Below are 15,678 nucleotides of genomic sequence, written 5' to 3'. Positions count from 1 at the left end.
TTGGCACCTACTTTAGTTCATGGTTTTCCGCATCCTGATTGCCTTACCGCCGCGCCATGAGCCTGGACTTAGTTGCCGTTCTGGAAGTTGTTGGATGCGACATACGCGCTCATGGAGTCAGCTGCCAGGGCCTCGGAGATATTGCTGATCGCTTCAGGGTTGGGAAGAACAATCGACTGTCCATCCGGCGACGTGCCTGTTCCATTGGTGGGCAGTGTGAACATAGCGATGTCTTGTTCGCGAACATTCCTTAGCTCGAATCCCAGGCCGGCCAGGGTAGCGGCGTCAAGAGTTTTATCAACGCTCACAAAGGGGGAGAAGGACGCAACCATGTTGTGTACCGTGACTGGGTTGGCGAGCGTCTCGGTGCTGACTGCCTTGTCAATCAGCGCCTTGAGGAATGCCTGCTGGTTACGAACGCGCTGGTAGTCGCCGTTGGGAAAGGAATACCGTTCGCGGACGAAGCCCAGCGCCTGCTCGCCATCAAGGGTATTGGGCCCCGCTTTGAAGGCAAATTTTTCCTCATCGCCAAATCTGAAGGCTACATCTGAAGTGACTGTCACTCCACCAAGCGCATCGGTGAGGCCCTTGAAGCCTTCGAAATTAACCATTGCCACGTGATCGATCCGCTGACCGAAAAGAGACTCTACGGTCTGCACTATCAGCGGAACGCCGCCATAGGCGACGGCGGCGTTGAGTTTGGACTCTCCGTGACCAGGAATGTCCACCCAGAGGTCCCGCATGAGCGAGATGGAGTAGACGTTTTTTCGGTCAGCAGGAACGTGGATCAGCATCATTGTGTCCGCGCGCTGATTTGTTGCTTTTCCGTCCATTGCTTCTGACTCCAAAGCCGACCCGGTGTCGGTGCCCAAAAGCAGGATGTTTTTGGCTGCCAGTTGGCCCACGGGTTCTGCTGCCTCGGGCCTTGAGGATGCTTCGGGAAAAGCCTGCTCGATCTTCGAAGCGTTGGAGTTGAAAATGTTGACCAGGTTGACGACGTACCCGCCGGCCACCAACGCTGCCACCAAGACCATGGCGCCGATAACGACCAGGACTGCGCGGCCCTTTCTGCGCTGAGGAGGCGAGGCCGGAGATGCTGGCTCTTTATAGAGATTTTCAAGATCGGACGGGAGTGACATGTGGTCCTTGAACGTTGACAACTGGTTTCTGGATACTATCAATAGGCGTCGTCTCAGCTCGTTGTCATCGGTCGTCGCATAACAACCATGGGGGAATCATCCAACATTTACCGGTATGGAAAAAGGCGCCGTTGGTCGCAGAGGTAGCGCACGGAAATATAGACCGGGTAGCTCTTCTGCAATTGGATACGGACCAGCCCGTTATTTTGGAAGGTCCCGCAGCGAGGATCTGGTCACTCTTTGTGCACGAGGTAAGCGAAGAGGACATCGTTGAGCAGTTGGCCGCTCAGTACGGGGAGTCCCCGCGGGAGATAGCACCTCACGTGAGTGCCTTTCTGGCCAAGATGGCACGACAAAAATTCATTGAGCCAGGGATCGAAGAGACCGGAAAGGGCTCCCAATGACGGTAGCGACAGGATGTGGCCGCCTGCGCGTCAACATCATCGGTACTGAATTCGTTGTTGCTTGGGGTCCTGCTGTCACCAGTTCCCAAGCATCAATGCTGGAAGAGGCCTGGAGCCGCTGTATAAGTTCGGCCGCCGGTTTTACGGCTGTTCCTGCTCCAGCAGGAACGCCGCAAAAACCCTTCACCGCAAGCCTGACGCGTGGCCCGCAGTCGCTGCCGGCAACGCACACCCCCTTAACGGCGTCGTCCTTCGCTGAACTCGCTGAACTCGTGACGTCGTACTTGACTTTGGGCGCTATCGAAGCCCAGGCCGGGGAGCTCATCATGCTTCACGCCTCCGGAATAGCGGACCCCGGGACGGGCAGGGTGTTGGCGCTGGTGGCAAAGTCCGGTACCGGGAAAACCACCTCCTGCAGGGTGCTCGGGCAGACGTACGGTTACGTCACCGATGAAACAGTGGCCATCCAAGCGGACGGCATCATCCGCCCCTACCCCAAACCACTTTCCGTTAAAAACGGTGGACCCTTCAAAGAGCAGATCGGCCCCCACTCCCTGGGCCTGCTGGAGGCTCCGGGCAAGGTGTTCATTCACGGGATAGCTCTCCTGGACCGGCAGAGCGACTGGGTCGGGTCGCCGAAGGTGGAGAAAGTTTCTCTGGCTGACGCAATATTGGCGTTGATTCCGGACACCTCTTCCCAGGGGCGAATCGACCGGCCCCTGCAGTCCTTGTGTGAACTACTTGTGAAAGCCGGCGGCGTGAGTCGTATTACCTACGCCGAGGCTGCCGACCTGCCGGACATTGTTCATCACCTGCTCATGGGGGAGCCGAAACCGCAGCAACATGAGTGGGCACCGTGTTCCTCCGGCGTGGACGAGTCGCAAACTCTCGCTCCCGGCTATTACCGCCGCACAGCAGTGGCGGATGCGGTAGAGGTGGCGGGGGATTTGCTGCTGCTTGCTGGCAGCCAGATTACGCGGATATCAGGTATTGGCCCAACGATTTGGCGCACTTCTGCTTCACCAATCCGGCGCCACGATCTAGTGGAGGCAGTGATTCGTGAGCACGGAGCGCCGGAAAACTACGAGTCATTGATCGATGACGCTCTCACGTATTTGCTAGAGCACGGCATTTTGAGTCATGGTTGACCCTAGCCATGCCTTTAGCACGTCCGGTCTTCCGGCGCTGAAACAGCATAACTTTGAGTGCACCGCCCCAAGCGGTTGCAAATGGGGAGGAACCTTCTAGTGATTAGTCCTGAAAGCACACCAAGCGAGTCGACCCCTACTGGCTTAACGCTGGTTGACTACCTTGGAATTGCAAGGGCGCACTGGAAGGGGATAGTTGCCTTCACGCTCGCATTCACACTTTTGGCCCTGGGGTGGGCCTCGCTGCAGCCCAAGATTTACGCGGCGGACTCAACCGGAATGGTCGTAACCGGCGGTTCCGACAACCTTAGTTTGTCGTTGGCTGGTGACAGTCTTGCCAAATCAAAGGCGAAAAATTATCAGTCTCTTGCGGGTTCCCGGCTTGTCGCCGACCGCGTCATCGACAAGCTGGACCTCGATGTCTCTGCAGACAACCTGTTGGGCGCCATCGTCGTTAGCGCGCCAGTGGATACAGCCGAATTGAAGGTGACAGCGAGGTCGACCGTACCCGAAGACGCTCAAAGAATCGCTGACGTCTGGGTTCAGGCCTTGGCCGAGCAGGTGGCTGAATTAGAGACGACCACCGCTACAGAAAATGCCTTGCCAGCCGTTTCGGCAGTGCGCGTGGTACCGCTGGGTAAGGCCGTAGTTCCCACCGCACCAATATCGCCAAACCTGAAGTTTGCGCTGATGGTAGGAGCCATACTTGGCCTTCTGGTCGGTCTTGGGTATGCCCTGCTGCGGAACCACCTTGATAAGCGTATCCGGACAGTCGCCGACATCGAGCGCACCGCGGGGGTAGCCGTTATCGGTACGCTGCCGATCGACGATCGGCTCGATGGCAAAAGCTCGATCCTTGAGGGCGGAGCAATCCGGGTACATACCGGAGAAACAGGAAGCAACGCCATCACCGAAGCTCTGCGGGAACTTCGCACCAACCTGCAGTTTATCGACGTCGACAATCCCCCGAGAATTATTGTCGTTACCAGTTCTGTGCCGTCCGAGGGAAAGTCCACGGTCACCGCCAACCTGGCTGCCACTATGGCGGCCGCGGGCGAACGCGTAGTCGTCGTCGACGGCGATCTGCGGCGACCCACGGTGGTTAACATCTTTCAACTTGTTCCGGGTGTTGGTGTGACGGACGTCCTCAGCGGGCAGGCAGAAATTGCTGACGTCATTCAGCGCTGGGGTGCGTCGCCAAATCTTAGTGTCATGGGTTCCGGACGCATTCCTCCCAACCCCAGCGAACTCCTCGGCTCGAAGGCTATGAGGAACATGCTCAAGAGCCTCGCCCTTGATGCGATTGTGCTGATCGACGCTCCTCCGCTGCTGCCGGTAACGGATGCCGCAGTGCTCACCCGAATCGCCGATGGCGCCATCGTGGTGGTGCGGGCCGGGAAAACCACCCAGGAAGAACTCACCCGGGCCGTGGGGAACCTCCGCAGGGTGAAAGGCCACGTCTTTGGTGCCATATTGAACGCAGCGCCCACCACCGGGCCCGGCTCATACGCCTACTACGGCTCGTACTCATCTGCGCAGGATAATGCTCCGGATCTGCCGCTGGACAGCCCGTCCCGCAGTGAGTTTGACGACATCCTGAACGCTGGCGAGCAAGCCGCGCCCAAGTCGTTCGTTCCCACAAGAAGACGCAGAACGTCTCAGTGAGAACACCGTCTGCTACGCAGGACGGTGCCAGCACTCTTCTGCTTCATGAAGCTGTCGCGCTCTGTCATGCTTTGGTGAACCGGGTCGCTGAATCCTCGGGAATCCGGGTCTTCTTCATCAAAGGCCCCATAAGTGGGCTCCAGGGCCTGAGGCGTCCCAAAACTTCAGCTGATGTGGACGTTATGGTTGCTCCCTCTGACCTGCATCATTTGCTTGACGGCCTGGGAGCCAAAGGTTGGCGGCAACGTCCGACGGATTTTGATGAGCTCACGTTCCCGGTCCATTCTGTGACGCTCTTTCATCCAACATGGCCCAACGACATAGACGTTCACTTTCGGTTTCCCGGCATGGAACGTGAAGCCAGTGCTGCATTCGAAATGCTTTGGCTCCGGACCACTGACTTCCTACTCGCTGGACGTTTGGTCAAGGGCCCCACCAGAGAGCTGGGAATCTGCATCCTGGCTCTTCATGCGCTGCGGTCTCCATGGCGGGAAGACAGCCAAGCCGAGTTGGCCTTTCTGAGCTCTATCACCGAACGGGAGATGCTTCCGGTCCTCCTTGCAATATCTGATGATCTGGATTGCCTGAGTGCCTTGCATCCATTCCTGCAAAGCGCCTTCGGCCCTGCCTATGGCGCGGAACCCCCTCCACCTTCTGAAGAGTGGAGACGACGGATTGCCGCTCGTTCCCTGGGTTCCGCGCGGCTCATAGCTCTTCTCAAGGGACCATGGCGAGCCAGGCCAGCCATGCTATATCAAGCCCTCAACCCATCCAGGGAAGCGCTTCTGGCGTACGACCTATACGCTGACGTGTCATTAAAAGGGCGCCTGAAAATAGCCGTAGAGCGATGGAAGCATCTGGCCAAGGGTCTCCCGAACACCATCTCTGAAGTGGTCCAGTACATTTTCCCGGCCAGGCGCTGAACCAAGGGCCACGTTGCAGATCGCGGCCGAGGCTGATTCCAGGGTCAGCTGACGGGACCGATGCGGTTTAGCGGCCACACCTTGACAACCACTTTTCCCACCACTGTGGCTTTCGGCACGCTTCGGACACAGCTGGAGCCCACCGTGACATTCTGCGAACGGCACTGGATGACGGAATCGGAAGATTGGGACCGATGGTCGCCCAGAACCAGCAGTTCACCCCTTGGGACTTTGTACGGGGAAAAGCATCTTAGGGAGCGAACTGAGGACGCGCAGTCCTGTCGACCTGCAGCGAAGAAAAAGTCCTCGAATATGTAAGGTTCTTCAACAGGAACACCGTTGACCGCCAGCTTTCCGTCGGCGCTGCAGCAGGAGACGGTATCTCCGCCCAGAGCAACAACCCGTTTCACCAGAAATTGCTCGTTTGAGGGGCCGATCCCGGTGATGTCGCCAAACTGGCGAATCACAGTCCCGAGTCCGCTGGATGCTTCAGCGGGTGTTTCGGTTATCCAGGAAGCCGGCCGTTCAAACACCACGACGTCGCCGCGCGCGGGTGGAGCCCAAAGGTAGGCCGTCCGGTTGACCAGGATGCGGTCACCGCCGCCGCTCTCGGCCTGGAGCGTCTGCTCCATCGACGCAGACGGGACGCGGTAAACCTTGACCAGGAAGCCCTGGACCAGCGCGATCACTACCAAGGCGGCAAGCATGTTGACCAGCAGGGTGACCCACAAAGGGCGCGACGTTACTGCTTCATGAGGCACTGCTCCAAAGTATCACCGATGAACGTTGGGCTGGCGGTTCTGGGTAAGGCGCGGTCGGTTGCCGCACCACCGGAGAGATGTTACCTACTCGTAACGACTCTTAGTGCAGGGATGTCAAGTCAACGCTTCCCTCAAAGCGTGTTTTAATGAATTGGCCCGCTTTCACCCGCGGGATAGGGCCCCGCAACCAAACTCGATCGGCGGCGGCCGCAGTAAACAAGCGTCACGGGGCGTTGGCACCATCCAACCAAGGCCTGTTTTGTTGCGTGTGACTGGCTGTTCCTGACGGTACGGGGAGGTTAGTCCTTCGCGTCAAAACTAGTGGTGCGCATAATTTGGGGGATACAGAATGATTGGTAAGGATGCAAGCGTGAAGTCTAGGTTAATCTTCCGATGGAGTGAATACCTTAGGGACTTTGCAGTTTGGTTGATCGTTATTCCAGCTGCCACGCTTATCCGCTTGGACTTCGATCCAACCGGGATCGACCCCCTCGCCGTTGGGGTTTCAGTGCTGGCAGCAGTCGTCCTTCAGGCCGTGTTTGGCTGGTTCACCGGATTGTACAGGTTCAGGCACCTCAACGGATCCCGTCATGAAGCTCAAAGTCTGTTCTTTGTGGTGGCTGCCGTCGGTGGAACGCTGACTCTGGTTCGTCTCTTCGTTGAGGCGTCGGATAGCTTTCCACGTAGTGTTCCCTTCATTGCTGCACTGATGGCCCTGGTGGCGATGGCTGGCGTCCGGTTGCTGCTTCGCGTGCTGCACGAACGTGAGTTTCGCCCTAGCGAAGAGGCCTCACCTACTCTTGTCTACGGCGCAGGACACCTTGGCCAGCACGTCATGCAGCTGATGTACAGGGACAAGCATTCGCCATTCAGGCCTGTGGGCCTCGTGGATGATGATCCAATGAAGGGCAACCTTCGACTTCATGGCGTCCCCGTGTTGGGGACGGGGAAAGACCTCCCCGAGCTTGCTGCCCAGACCGGTGCTGAGGTTCTCATCTTCGCCATCGCGCGGGCGGAAGCAGACCTGATGCGGACTGTTTCAGACTACGCAGACTCCGCTGGATTGCGGCTGCTGGTGCTCCCCATGCTTTCGGACTTTTTACATAAGAACAAGCCACGACTGGGGGACCTTAGGGATGTCTCGATCGAGGACATCATAGGCCGCCGTCCCGTAGACACCGATGTGCAATCCATTGCCGGATACATCGAAGGCAAAAGGATCCTGGTGACAGGGGCCGGTGGTTCGATTGGATCCGAGCTTTGCCGTCAGCTGGTGTCTTTCAAACCTCTCGAGGTCATGATGCTGGATCGCGATGAAAGCGGCTTGCATGGCGTCCAGATGAGCATTTCGGGACACGGGCTCCTGGACAGCGACGAGGTAGTGCTGGCGGATATCCGCGACGAAGCTGCCCTGCGGGAGATCTTCCAGAGCCGGCAACCGCAGGTGGTTTTTCATGCCGCCGCCCTCAAACACCTTCCCATGCTTGAGCAGTACCCGGAAGAAGCGTGGAAGACCAACGTGTTGGGCACCCACAATGTTCTGCAAGCAGCACTCGAAGCCGGGGTGGAGACGTTCATCAACATCTCCACCGACAAAGCAGCTGATCCCACCAGCGTCCTCGGCTACTCGAAACGGACCGCCGAGCAACTGACGGCTTGGGCCGCAGAATCCTCGAAGCACAAATACCTTTCTGTTCGTTTCGGTAACGTCCTGGGAAGCAGGGGATCCATGCTTCCCACATTCATGGCGCAGATTGAAGCAGGCGGACCAGTGACGGTCACGGATCCGGACGTGACCAGATATTTTATGACTATCCCGGAAGCTTGCCAGTTGGTCATTCAAGCCGGCGCTATCGGAGCAGGCGGTGAGGTGCTGGTCCTCGATATGGGCGAACCGGTACGAATCCTTGATGTTGCCCAGCGGATGATCGACAAGTCCGGCAAGGACATCAACATCGTCTTTACCGGCCTCCGTGACGGGGAAAAGCTCCACGAGGACCTGATCGCCCACAACGAAGTCGATGCCCGTCCGCTGCACCCTAAAATCTCCCACACCCGCGTGCCGGAGTTCCCGCCCCAGGAGCTGGATGCGGAACGATGGCTCAGCCGCTTCGGCAGGGGTGCACAATCTGCTTCCACCATCAAAGTCGGGAGTTCCGAATGACGGATCGCATCTTCCTCTCCTCGCCTGACGTAGGCGATCTCGAGGAACAGTTCCTCGTCAACGCGTTCCGGTCAGGCTGGATCGCTCCGCTGGGTCCCGATGTGAATGCGTTTGAGCAGGAGCTCGCCGATCGGATCGGGGTCAGCAATGCTGTAGCTCTGAGTTCTGGAACGGCCGCACTGCACCTGGCCTTGATTGCCCGCGGTATTGGGGCCGGCGACGTGGTCATCACCTCGTCCATGACTTTCGCTGCAACGGTGAATGCGATCGTTTATACGGGTGCCACGCCTTACCTTATAGACAGTGACTACTCCGGCAACCTGAATCCGGACCTGATCGAACGGGCGATCAAAGACCTCGCGGCAAAGGGACAGGCACCGGCCGCGATCCTGCCAGTGGACTTGTTGGGCAAGGCCTGCGACTATGCGCGCATCCTCGAGATCGCCGCGCAGCACTCGATTCCCGTCATCGCTGACGCGGCTGAATCCCTTGGCGCCAGTTTCCAGGGGAAACCGACCGGAGCGTGGGGGGATGCTGCGGCTTTTTCCTTCAATGGCAATAAAATCATGACTACTTCCGGTGGCGGAGCGCTGCTGACAGCTGATGACGACCTGGCCGCACGCGTCCGCTACCTGGCTACCCAGGCCCGGCAGCCAGTGCCCCACTACGAACACACGGATGTCGGTTACAACTACCGCCTGAGCAACCTCCTGGCGGCTCTGGGCCGTGCCCAATTGACCCGATTGGACAGTATGATCGCCCGGAGGCGTGAAATTCGTCAGTACTATCGCGAACTTTTCGCCGGGACCCCGGAGGTTTCCTTCCTCGGCGGCGACGATGATGCCTCGGACAACTGCTGGCTGACATCCATCATCGTAGGACCGGGCGGCGGCCTGTCTGCTCAGTCGTTGCAGGCTGCCTTTACGGAAGCCGACATTGAAAGCCGGCCTCTGTGGAAGCCCATGCACTTGCAGCCGGTATTTGCGCACTATCCCAGCGAAGTTGATGGCGTCTCCGAGGGTCTTTTCCAGCGCGGGTTAACGCTGCCCAGCGGATCCGTCCTCACCGATGGTGACCTCACCCGCATAGGTGACGTGGTACATGATGTCTTGGGGCGTTCAGCCCGCAACCGGGAAACGTCGTGATCCGCTACGACAGGCTGAAGAGGGCTGTAGACGTCGCGGGGGCGGCACTGCTTCTCTTCATCTCTTTGCCGCTCCAACTGGTGGTTGCCCTGGCCGTCCTCAAGTCCTTAGGGCGTCCGGTATTCTTCCGCCAGGAGCGGCCAGGCCTGGCGGGTGAGCCCTTCCAGTTGCTGAAGTACCGCACCATGCGCACAACAGCTGTAAACAATGAGCTGGGATCAGAGGAAGACCGGCTGGTACCGCTTGGCCGAAAGCTGAGGGCAGCCAGCCTGGACGAACTACCCACGCTGTGGAATGTTCTTCGCGGTGATATGAGTTTTGTGGGGCCCCGCCCGCTTCTGATGTCCTACCTTCCTCTTTACAGTGCCGAGCAAGCCAGGCGCCATGAAGTACGCCCGGGCGTTACGGGGCTCGCCCAGGTCAGCGGTCGGAATCACCTCACCTGGGACCAGAAGTTCGCCCTGGACGTCGAGTATGTAGAGAAACGTAGTTTTGGCTTGGACCTGCGAATCCTTTTGAAGACCGTTCCCACCGTTTTGTTGCGCAAGGGGATCAACGCCTCCGGTGGTCAGGTTGTGGCCCCCTTCGATCCTTCTTCCGCCGGCACTGGAACTGATGTTGCTGCTTCTCCCGCCGAAACGGGGCGGCAGATTTGACGACAAGAGCAGTCATCGTCCTCAAGACGAACCAGGGCGGAGCCTGGATCCTTCCGCACATCGAGGCGTTGCAACGTCGCAATGTGTCCGTGTCGGTCATCATCCCTCCTGGGGAGGGAAAACTGCGCCTGGCCCTCGACAGCCGCGGCATCCATGTCCTTGACTCTGTGTTCGATTTCTCATTCCGCCCGGGGCCCCGCCTCGTAGCGGGCCTGCTTGCTCTTCGTCGTCAAATAAAGTCGCTGCAACCCGACGTGTTGATGTACCACCTTTATGCATCGGCGCTGGCTGTTCGGTTTTCGACTTTGTGTTTGGGCATACCCCGCGTCCATATGGTCGCCGGCCCCCTGTATCTCGAATCTCCGCTGATCCGCAAGGTGGAAAAGTTCCTCTTGCATCTGGACTCGATCGTTATTGGTGGGAGCGAGTACACCAGCAGGCTCTACCGCACACTGGGAACTCCAGCCAAAGCGCTGAAGACAATCGGCTACGGAGTAGACACTGACCGTTTCTCCCCAGGTGATATCGCTACACGATCATCCGGCCGGGCCTCGCTCGGGATCCCCGAGAGTCACTTTGTGGCCGTAATGGTCGCTTACGTCTACGCGCCAAAGCAGATGGTTCATGCGGGACGGGGTATCAAGGGTCACGACATCCTTCTCGAAGCCTGGGAATCATATCGCCGCAGCAACCCCGACTCGACGCTGGTGATAGTAGGGGCCGGGTTCGATTCCGCAGGTGAGGACCACCGACGCCTGCTGAAAAAGACTCACGACGATGAGGCCATGAACGTTACCTGGCTGGACACCGTTGATGACGTGCGGCCGCTCTACTGGGCGGCTGATGTCAGCGTCAGTCCCTCTCTGTCAGAGAACCATGGCGCTGCGCTGGAGGCGTCTGCGTGCGGAGTCCCCAGCATAGTGAGTGACGCCGGCGGGCTGCCGGAAACCGTATCTCCTGAAAGCGGTTGGGTAGTACCCAAGGGTGACGTCCCTGCTCTGGTGGCCGCTTTAGCGGCTGCCAAAGTCGAATTCAATCGTGGAGTGCTCGACCGTCGTGGACGTGCTGCCAGGCTCCTGGCAGAGCAGAAGTTTGCAACGGCTTTGTTGGCCGAGGAAGTGGCAGACGTCGTCGCCGCCGCCAGCAAAACTACGGCGTCAACGGCGGGACCGCGGCCGGTCACCTTCTTCTCTGAAGCGCGTCTCGGGCATGACGCCGAAGGTCAGATTGCTTCCAGGGACGAAGCCAACTCCAACGCAACGTGGTCCAAATATGCAGCTAACATTCCGGCCTTTCGCCTTGCCGCGCGTTTGGAGTCCGTCCGGGGAACGGCGAATCGATCGCTAAAGGGTATCGACGTCGTCGGGTTGCCCTACTACGTCGGTCTGGCTAGCCTGTTCAGCAACCTGCCGCGGACCTTGAAGGCGATTCTGAAAGCCGTCGACGAATCGTCAGCCGTCATCGCCCGACTACCTGGAGCTACGGGTTTTGCAGCAGTGTTATTTGCGGGCCTTCTCCAGCGCCCTGTCGCGATTGAAGTCGTGGGGGACCCTTACGAAGTCTTGCGGATGAGCAACTCCAAGCTACTGCGGTCGTTTGCCAGGCCCGTCGCGGCCCTCATGCGTTTCTGTGTGGCACGCGGTAGGGCAGTGCGCTACGTGACATCTGAATATCTGCAACAAAGATATCCGAGTGCCGCCGGGGCAGCGTCGTTCAGCATCAGCGATGTCGAGTTGGCGCCGGGTGACTTTTCCCATAGCGTGCTCCGCGGCCAGCCTTCACGGTGGGAACTGGGATGCGTGGGCAGCCAGGAACGTGACTACAAGGGCCACGACCTAGCCATTCGGGCGTTGGCAAAGCTTAAGAGCCTGGGCATCGATGCGCATCTATCGCTGGTAGGCCAGGGACTTCATCAAGGTGGTTTGCGGAAGTTGGCAGCTGCCCATGGTGTCGAAGGTCAGGTGAGCTTTACTGATTCCATAAACGATCGGGGTCTGCTCAACGCGTTCTACGACGGCCTGGACATCCTGCTCCACCCTTCACGAACGGAAGGATTGCCCCGGGTGATTATCGAGGCAATGGCGAGGGCGAGACCGGTGATAGCCACCGACGTGGGTGGTATCGCGGAGCTCGTCGACCAAGCATGGCTGGTTCCCAAGGAAGACGTTGATTCTCTGGTACGCAAGATCATTGCCATGATTAAGTTGTCGGAAACGGAACTAGCGCAGGTCTCCCTGAAGAATTACGGACGGGCGTCGGAGTTTTCCAACGCCGTATCTCTTGAGAGGTTCCACAATTTTTGTTCCCAAATTCCAGGTGCGGCGGCAAATGAGAACTCCTGACAGGCAGTCCAGCTTGATCGAAGTAGCCGCGCGTTGTCTGCGTGGCGGTGCTCACTACAAGAGGCTGGGAGTATCAAAACTCCGAACTGTATGGCTTCGCCTGAAGTTTCCCGGGCTGTGCATAGAAGGTTCTGTCATTGGATCCGGCTGCGATATTTACGTCGCCCCCGGATCCAGCCTGGTGATTCGAGGCTGTTACGTGTCCCGAGGAGTGGGCATCACGGTTGGGGCTGATGCAACCATGACTATTGATGCAGATTTCATCGGCCCGTACTCACAAATTGTCGCTAGGGAGAGCGTGACCATAGGCCAAGGATCAAAGGTTGCGGAAAGAGTGACAGTGCGCGACGGCAACCACGACCATTCGGTTGAGTTGTCCGCCATGAAGTTCACGTCTTCGCCGGTGCGGATTGATGAAGACGTTTGGCTGGGAGCTAATTCCACTGTTCTGGCGGGCGTCTCGATCGGCCGGGGCGCAACAGTGGCTGCAGGAGCAGTAGTGACGCGCTCGGTTCCGGAAGGCGAAACGGTGGGGGGCGTGCCAGCACGACGAATTTCGTCGCATGTGGCGGGTCGCGAGGGCGACAAACGATGACACGGGTCGTTCATGTGCTTGGCAGCCTTGATAGAGGCGGCGCCGAGATGGTGGCCCTCGAGCTCTGCCGACACATGCCTGCCGAGGAGTTCCAGCAACTTTTCTACTGTACTTCCGGGCGCGAAGGAACCCTTGCACAGGAATTCCGCGACGCCGGCGCCACCGTTTTTCCCCTGGGGCTCCGTCCGGTTTCAAGCATCTTCTCCAGAATGCGGAAACGGCTTCGGCAGGATTCAACAGACGTCCTGGTTTCGCATGTCTCGCTGGCAAGTGCATGGCTGCTGGGGATCGGTTTAGCGGCTGGCGTGCAGACCAGGATTGCACGGATCCACAGCGATGGCGACGACCGCGATGACCGCTTTGCTAGGCGAGCCTATCGATCTTTGAGCCGGTTCGTGCTCGTTCTGACAGCAACACACGTTGTGGCGGTCACTGAATCAAGCCTCGCTTTCGCGCTGGGCCCCTTCGCGGGGCTTTATCGCCTTTTGGGCGGCAAAGCACTCGTGGTCCCTAACGGTATAGACGCATCCAAGTTCCAGCCTTTGGAATACGACGGGACCGGCTCAGGGAATCTCCTGTATGTGGGGCGGGCGTCCCCGGAGAAAAACCGTAAACTACTACTTCCCATCTGGAAATCATTGAAAGCAGGAGGACATGAAGGCAGTTTCTCCATCGTCGGTTCGCGCCGTACGGACGACCTCATGTCCGACGTGCCTCAGTCCGTGGAACTTCTGGGTGACCGCTCGGACGTCGATGCCCTCATGCGACGATCATCAGCGCTGATTTTGACATCCACCAGGGAAGGGCTGCCTACCGTGGTCTTGGAAGCTTTGGCTTCGGGTCTCCCTGTTATCGCCAGTGACCTCCCGGGCCTGCGGGAAATCCAACGAGCAGTAGACGCGGACAGCGTCAGCCTCGTGCCCCTCGATGCCGAAGTGGACGTGTGGGCCCGTAGGGTTTCCGAGATGAGCGCAAGTGATGAGGCTCGGAGAGCCGAGATCAGAGCGAAGTTCATGACGTCGCCGTTCAGTTTGGAGCACAACGTGGAGACTTGGCGGCAACTGTGGAAAGCCTAGTCGGTCGCAGTAGTCGGGTGGCAGCCTCACACCTGGTTCCCTGGCGGCTCGGCGCTGGTCTACTTGCCTGTAGCATGGCTGCGCTAAGTCTGAGGGAGCAGGGCTTATCGATGCAGTCCGTGGCGGCCTGGGCCGCATTTGCGTGGTTTGGTGCTCTGGTAGGTACGTGGCGACAAAGCCGAGGAGTTGCCGGTGCCTTCACCGTTTACGTAGTCGTCTTCGGGTTGTTTCATTTTGGACTCGTTATCTCGCTGGCTGCACTCGGCCCAGAGGTCCTGGTGGGGCAGGGGGACAACTCGTGGATTCTCAGCCCCACCGTTCCCAGTGCCGTCAGCATCGTTTGCTGGGCACTGGCAGCGCTTGTTGCCGGAGCGGGCATAAGTGAGTTGCTGCCGGGTAAAAAGCTATCGTCGTTTGTGCGATCTGCTGTGTCGCCCAATATTGGACTGTCAGGGACCGTCGCCATGATCTCGGGGGCGGGCATCTTTGCCTATGTCTTTGCGACGAACGGAGGATTTGGACTGATTGGCTCCGGTTACGGCGAAGTACTGGAGTCAGTCGGCAGCAACGGCCTTTTTGGCTACGGAGTCTTTCTCCTCGGTCTGGGATGCTCCTTCATGGTTTGCGCGGGCGGCCGTTATCGGAAGGCGGGGTGGGGCGCCATGGCACTATTTGCACTTATCGCTCTTCCGAGCGGAATGCGCGGCGTCGTCCTTTTCCCCATCTTGGTTATGGTGGTCTGTGAGGCCCGTCGGAAGCGCATCAGGCTTGTTCCATTCTCGATCGTCTTTCTTCTGGGTCTTACTGCCATCAGTATTTTGCGGCAAACGCGGCTTGCCGGACTCTCGGGTCTTCTGGCGGGAAACTGGACCAGGACGTCTCCTATCGACGGAATGGCTGAGATGGGCTACACGCTCTACCCCGTTGTGGTGGTTGAGAAGCTGATGACACGAAACCTGGAGTTCATGCAGGGACAGACCCTTATTGCTCCCCTTCTCCGTCAGTTCGAGGCTCTGGTCCAAGGCCAGACAATCGCTGCAAACGATGATTCCCGTCTTTTCAACGTTGAGATTCTGCGGATCGCCGGCCCGATCGGCGGGTCTCCTGTTGCCGAGGGTTTTAGAAACGGAGGCATCCCCTTTGTCGTACTGATGATGCTCATTATCGGGTTGTTGATAGCAAGGTTGGACAGTGTGGCCTCGAGCCCCCTTAAGGATGCGCTGCTGGTTGTCGTTTTCCTTCCACTGATCATTCAAGTGAGGAACTCTTTCGCGCCAGTCCCTGTGCAGATGCTGATTGGTCTCGCCTTCGTTGTGGCGGCAGTCATTCTGAGCAAATACTCCCGCGTGGAACAGGCGGAAGTTCGTGCCCAATAGTGCCTTCAAGTCAGTCCTGACACTGATGTCTGGAGCTGCGCTCCAGCTCGCGGCCAATGCTGGAGCCGCCCTGTTGGCGACGAAGTTGCTGCCAGTTGACGAGCGGGGCGTCATGGTCCTGTCCCTGACCATCGCGGCGCTTACAAGTGCCCTATGTGCCGGCGGAACGGGGAACGTTTTGCGCTCCGAGTGGCCGCAACTTGAACCCGTCGACCAAAGGAATCTGGCAAGAGTTTACGGAAGCGTCTCCCTCTGGACTGCGGCATGTGCCGCTTTTTTATCCA

Annotated in this window: 12 protein-coding genes; 10 read left to right on the top strand and 2 right to left on the bottom strand. The window is 58.6% G+C overall.

Annotated elements, in window-relative coordinates:
* Positions 1-68: 68 nt before the first annotated feature.
* Positions 69-1,139: an LCP family protein gene (locus AC50X5_RS04520; protein WP_494974892.1), complete on the bottom strand. Its 1,071-nt coding sequence runs from the start codon at positions 1,137-1,139 to the stop codon at positions 69-71.
* Between the two features lie 14 nt (positions 1,140-1,153).
* Between AC50X5_RS04520 and AC50X5_RS04515 the strand changes: the two genes are divergently transcribed.
* From AC50X5_RS04515 to AC50X5_RS04505, 3 genes are all read left to right on the top strand, one after another.
* Positions 1,154-1,543 (top strand): PqqD family protein, encoded by a 390-nt coding sequence (locus tag AC50X5_RS04515; RefSeq protein ID WP_494974891.1) that lies wholly within the window; start codon positions 1,154-1,156, stop codon positions 1,541-1,543.
* On the top strand, positions 1,540-2,691 hold the full coding sequence (locus tag AC50X5_RS04510; RefSeq protein ID WP_494974890.1) for a hypothetical protein: 1,152 nt from the start codon (positions 1,540-1,542) through the stop codon (positions 2,689-2,691). The genes AC50X5_RS04515 and AC50X5_RS04510 overlap by 4 nt, the downstream gene beginning before the upstream one ends.
* Positions 2,692-2,790: 99 nt before the next feature.
* A complete protein-coding gene (locus tag AC50X5_RS04505; protein WP_494974889.1) occupies positions 2,791-4,356 on the top strand; it encodes a tyrosine-protein kinase domain-containing protein in 1,566 nt (521 codons plus the stop codon).
* Between the two features lie 967 nt (positions 4,357-5,323).
* Here the strand turns inward: AC50X5_RS04505 and lepB are convergent.
* The gene (gene lepB / locus AC50X5_RS04500) at positions 5,324-6,040 is read right to left on the bottom strand and encodes a signal peptidase I (protein WP_494974888.1); all 717 of its coding nucleotides are present in this window, start codon (positions 6,038-6,040) and stop codon (positions 5,324-5,326) included.
* A gap of 370 nt (positions 6,041-6,410) precedes the next feature.
* Here lepB and AC50X5_RS04495 point away from each other — a divergent pair, with 370 nt between their 5' ends.
* The 7 genes from AC50X5_RS04495 (at position 6,411) to wzy (ending at position 15,394) form a co-directional block, all read left to right on the top strand.
* Positions 6,411-8,204 carry a polysaccharide biosynthesis protein gene (locus AC50X5_RS04495; RefSeq protein ID WP_494974887.1) on the top strand — a complete coding sequence of 598 codons (1,794 nt, stop codon included), beginning with the start codon at positions 6,411-6,413 and terminating at the stop codon, positions 8,202-8,204.
* Positions 8,201-9,349: a DegT/DnrJ/EryC1/StrS family aminotransferase gene (locus tag AC50X5_RS04490; RefSeq protein ID WP_494974886.1), complete on the top strand. Its 1,149-nt coding sequence runs from the start codon at positions 8,201-8,203 to the stop codon at positions 9,347-9,349. Before AC50X5_RS04495 ends, AC50X5_RS04490 begins: the two co-directional genes overlap by 4 nt.
* A complete protein-coding gene (locus tag AC50X5_RS04485) occupies positions 9,346-10,005 on the top strand; it encodes a sugar transferase (protein WP_494974885.1) in 660 nt (219 codons plus the stop codon). Before AC50X5_RS04490 ends, AC50X5_RS04485 begins: the two co-directional genes overlap by 4 nt.
* Entirely contained in the window at positions 10,002-12,347 is a 2,346-nt protein-coding gene (locus tag AC50X5_RS04480) for a glycosyltransferase (protein WP_494974884.1), read from the top strand. Before AC50X5_RS04485 ends, AC50X5_RS04480 begins: the two co-directional genes overlap by 4 nt.
* A gap of 241 nt (positions 12,348-12,588) precedes the next feature.
* Entirely contained in the window at positions 12,589-12,942 is a 354-nt protein-coding gene (locus AC50X5_RS04475) for an acyltransferase (protein ID WP_494974883.1), read from the top strand.
* Positions 12,939-14,018 carry a glycosyltransferase family 4 protein gene (locus AC50X5_RS04470; protein ID WP_494974882.1) on the top strand — a complete coding sequence of 360 codons (1,080 nt, stop codon included), beginning with the start codon at positions 12,939-12,941 and terminating at the stop codon, positions 14,016-14,018. Before AC50X5_RS04475 ends, AC50X5_RS04470 begins: the two co-directional genes overlap by 4 nt.
* 110 nt (positions 14,019-14,128) lie before the next feature.
* The gene (gene wzy / locus AC50X5_RS04465; protein ID WP_494974881.1) at positions 14,129-15,394 is read left to right on the top strand and encodes an O-antigen polysaccharide polymerase Wzy; all 1,266 of its coding nucleotides are present in this window, start codon (positions 14,129-14,131) and stop codon (positions 15,392-15,394) included.
* Positions 15,395-15,678 lie beyond the last annotated feature (284 nt).

Source organism: Pseudarthrobacter sp. MDT1-40-2 (genome assembly GCF_059383595.1).
Note: the sequence above shows the minus strand (reverse complement) of the source record. Positions and strands in the feature narration are given on the sequence as shown.

Excerpts from the sequence above, each read along its gene's own strand:
- AC50X5_RS04520 (WP_494974892.1), bottom strand. The coding sequence starts at position 1,139 with ATGTCACTCCCGTCCGATCTTGAAAATCTCTATAAAGAGCCAGCATCT.
- AC50X5_RS04510 (WP_494974890.1), top strand. The coding sequence starts at position 1,540 with ATGACGGTAGCGACAGGATGTGGCCGCCTGCGCGTCAACATCATCGGT.
- AC50X5_RS04490 (WP_494974886.1), top strand. The coding sequence starts at position 8,201 with ATGACGGATCGCATCTTCCTCTCCTCGCCTGACGTAGGCGATCTCGAG.
- AC50X5_RS04475 (WP_494974883.1), top strand. The coding sequence starts at position 12,589 with ATGACTATTGATGCAGATTTCATCGGCCCGTACTCACAAATTGTCGCT.
- AC50X5_RS04470 (WP_494974882.1), top strand. The coding sequence starts at position 12,939 with ATGACACGGGTCGTTCATGTGCTTGGCAGCCTTGATAGAGGCGGCGCC.
- wzy (WP_494974881.1), top strand. The coding sequence starts at position 14,129 with ATGCAGTCCGTGGCGGCCTGGGCCGCATTTGCGTGGTTTGGTGCTCTG.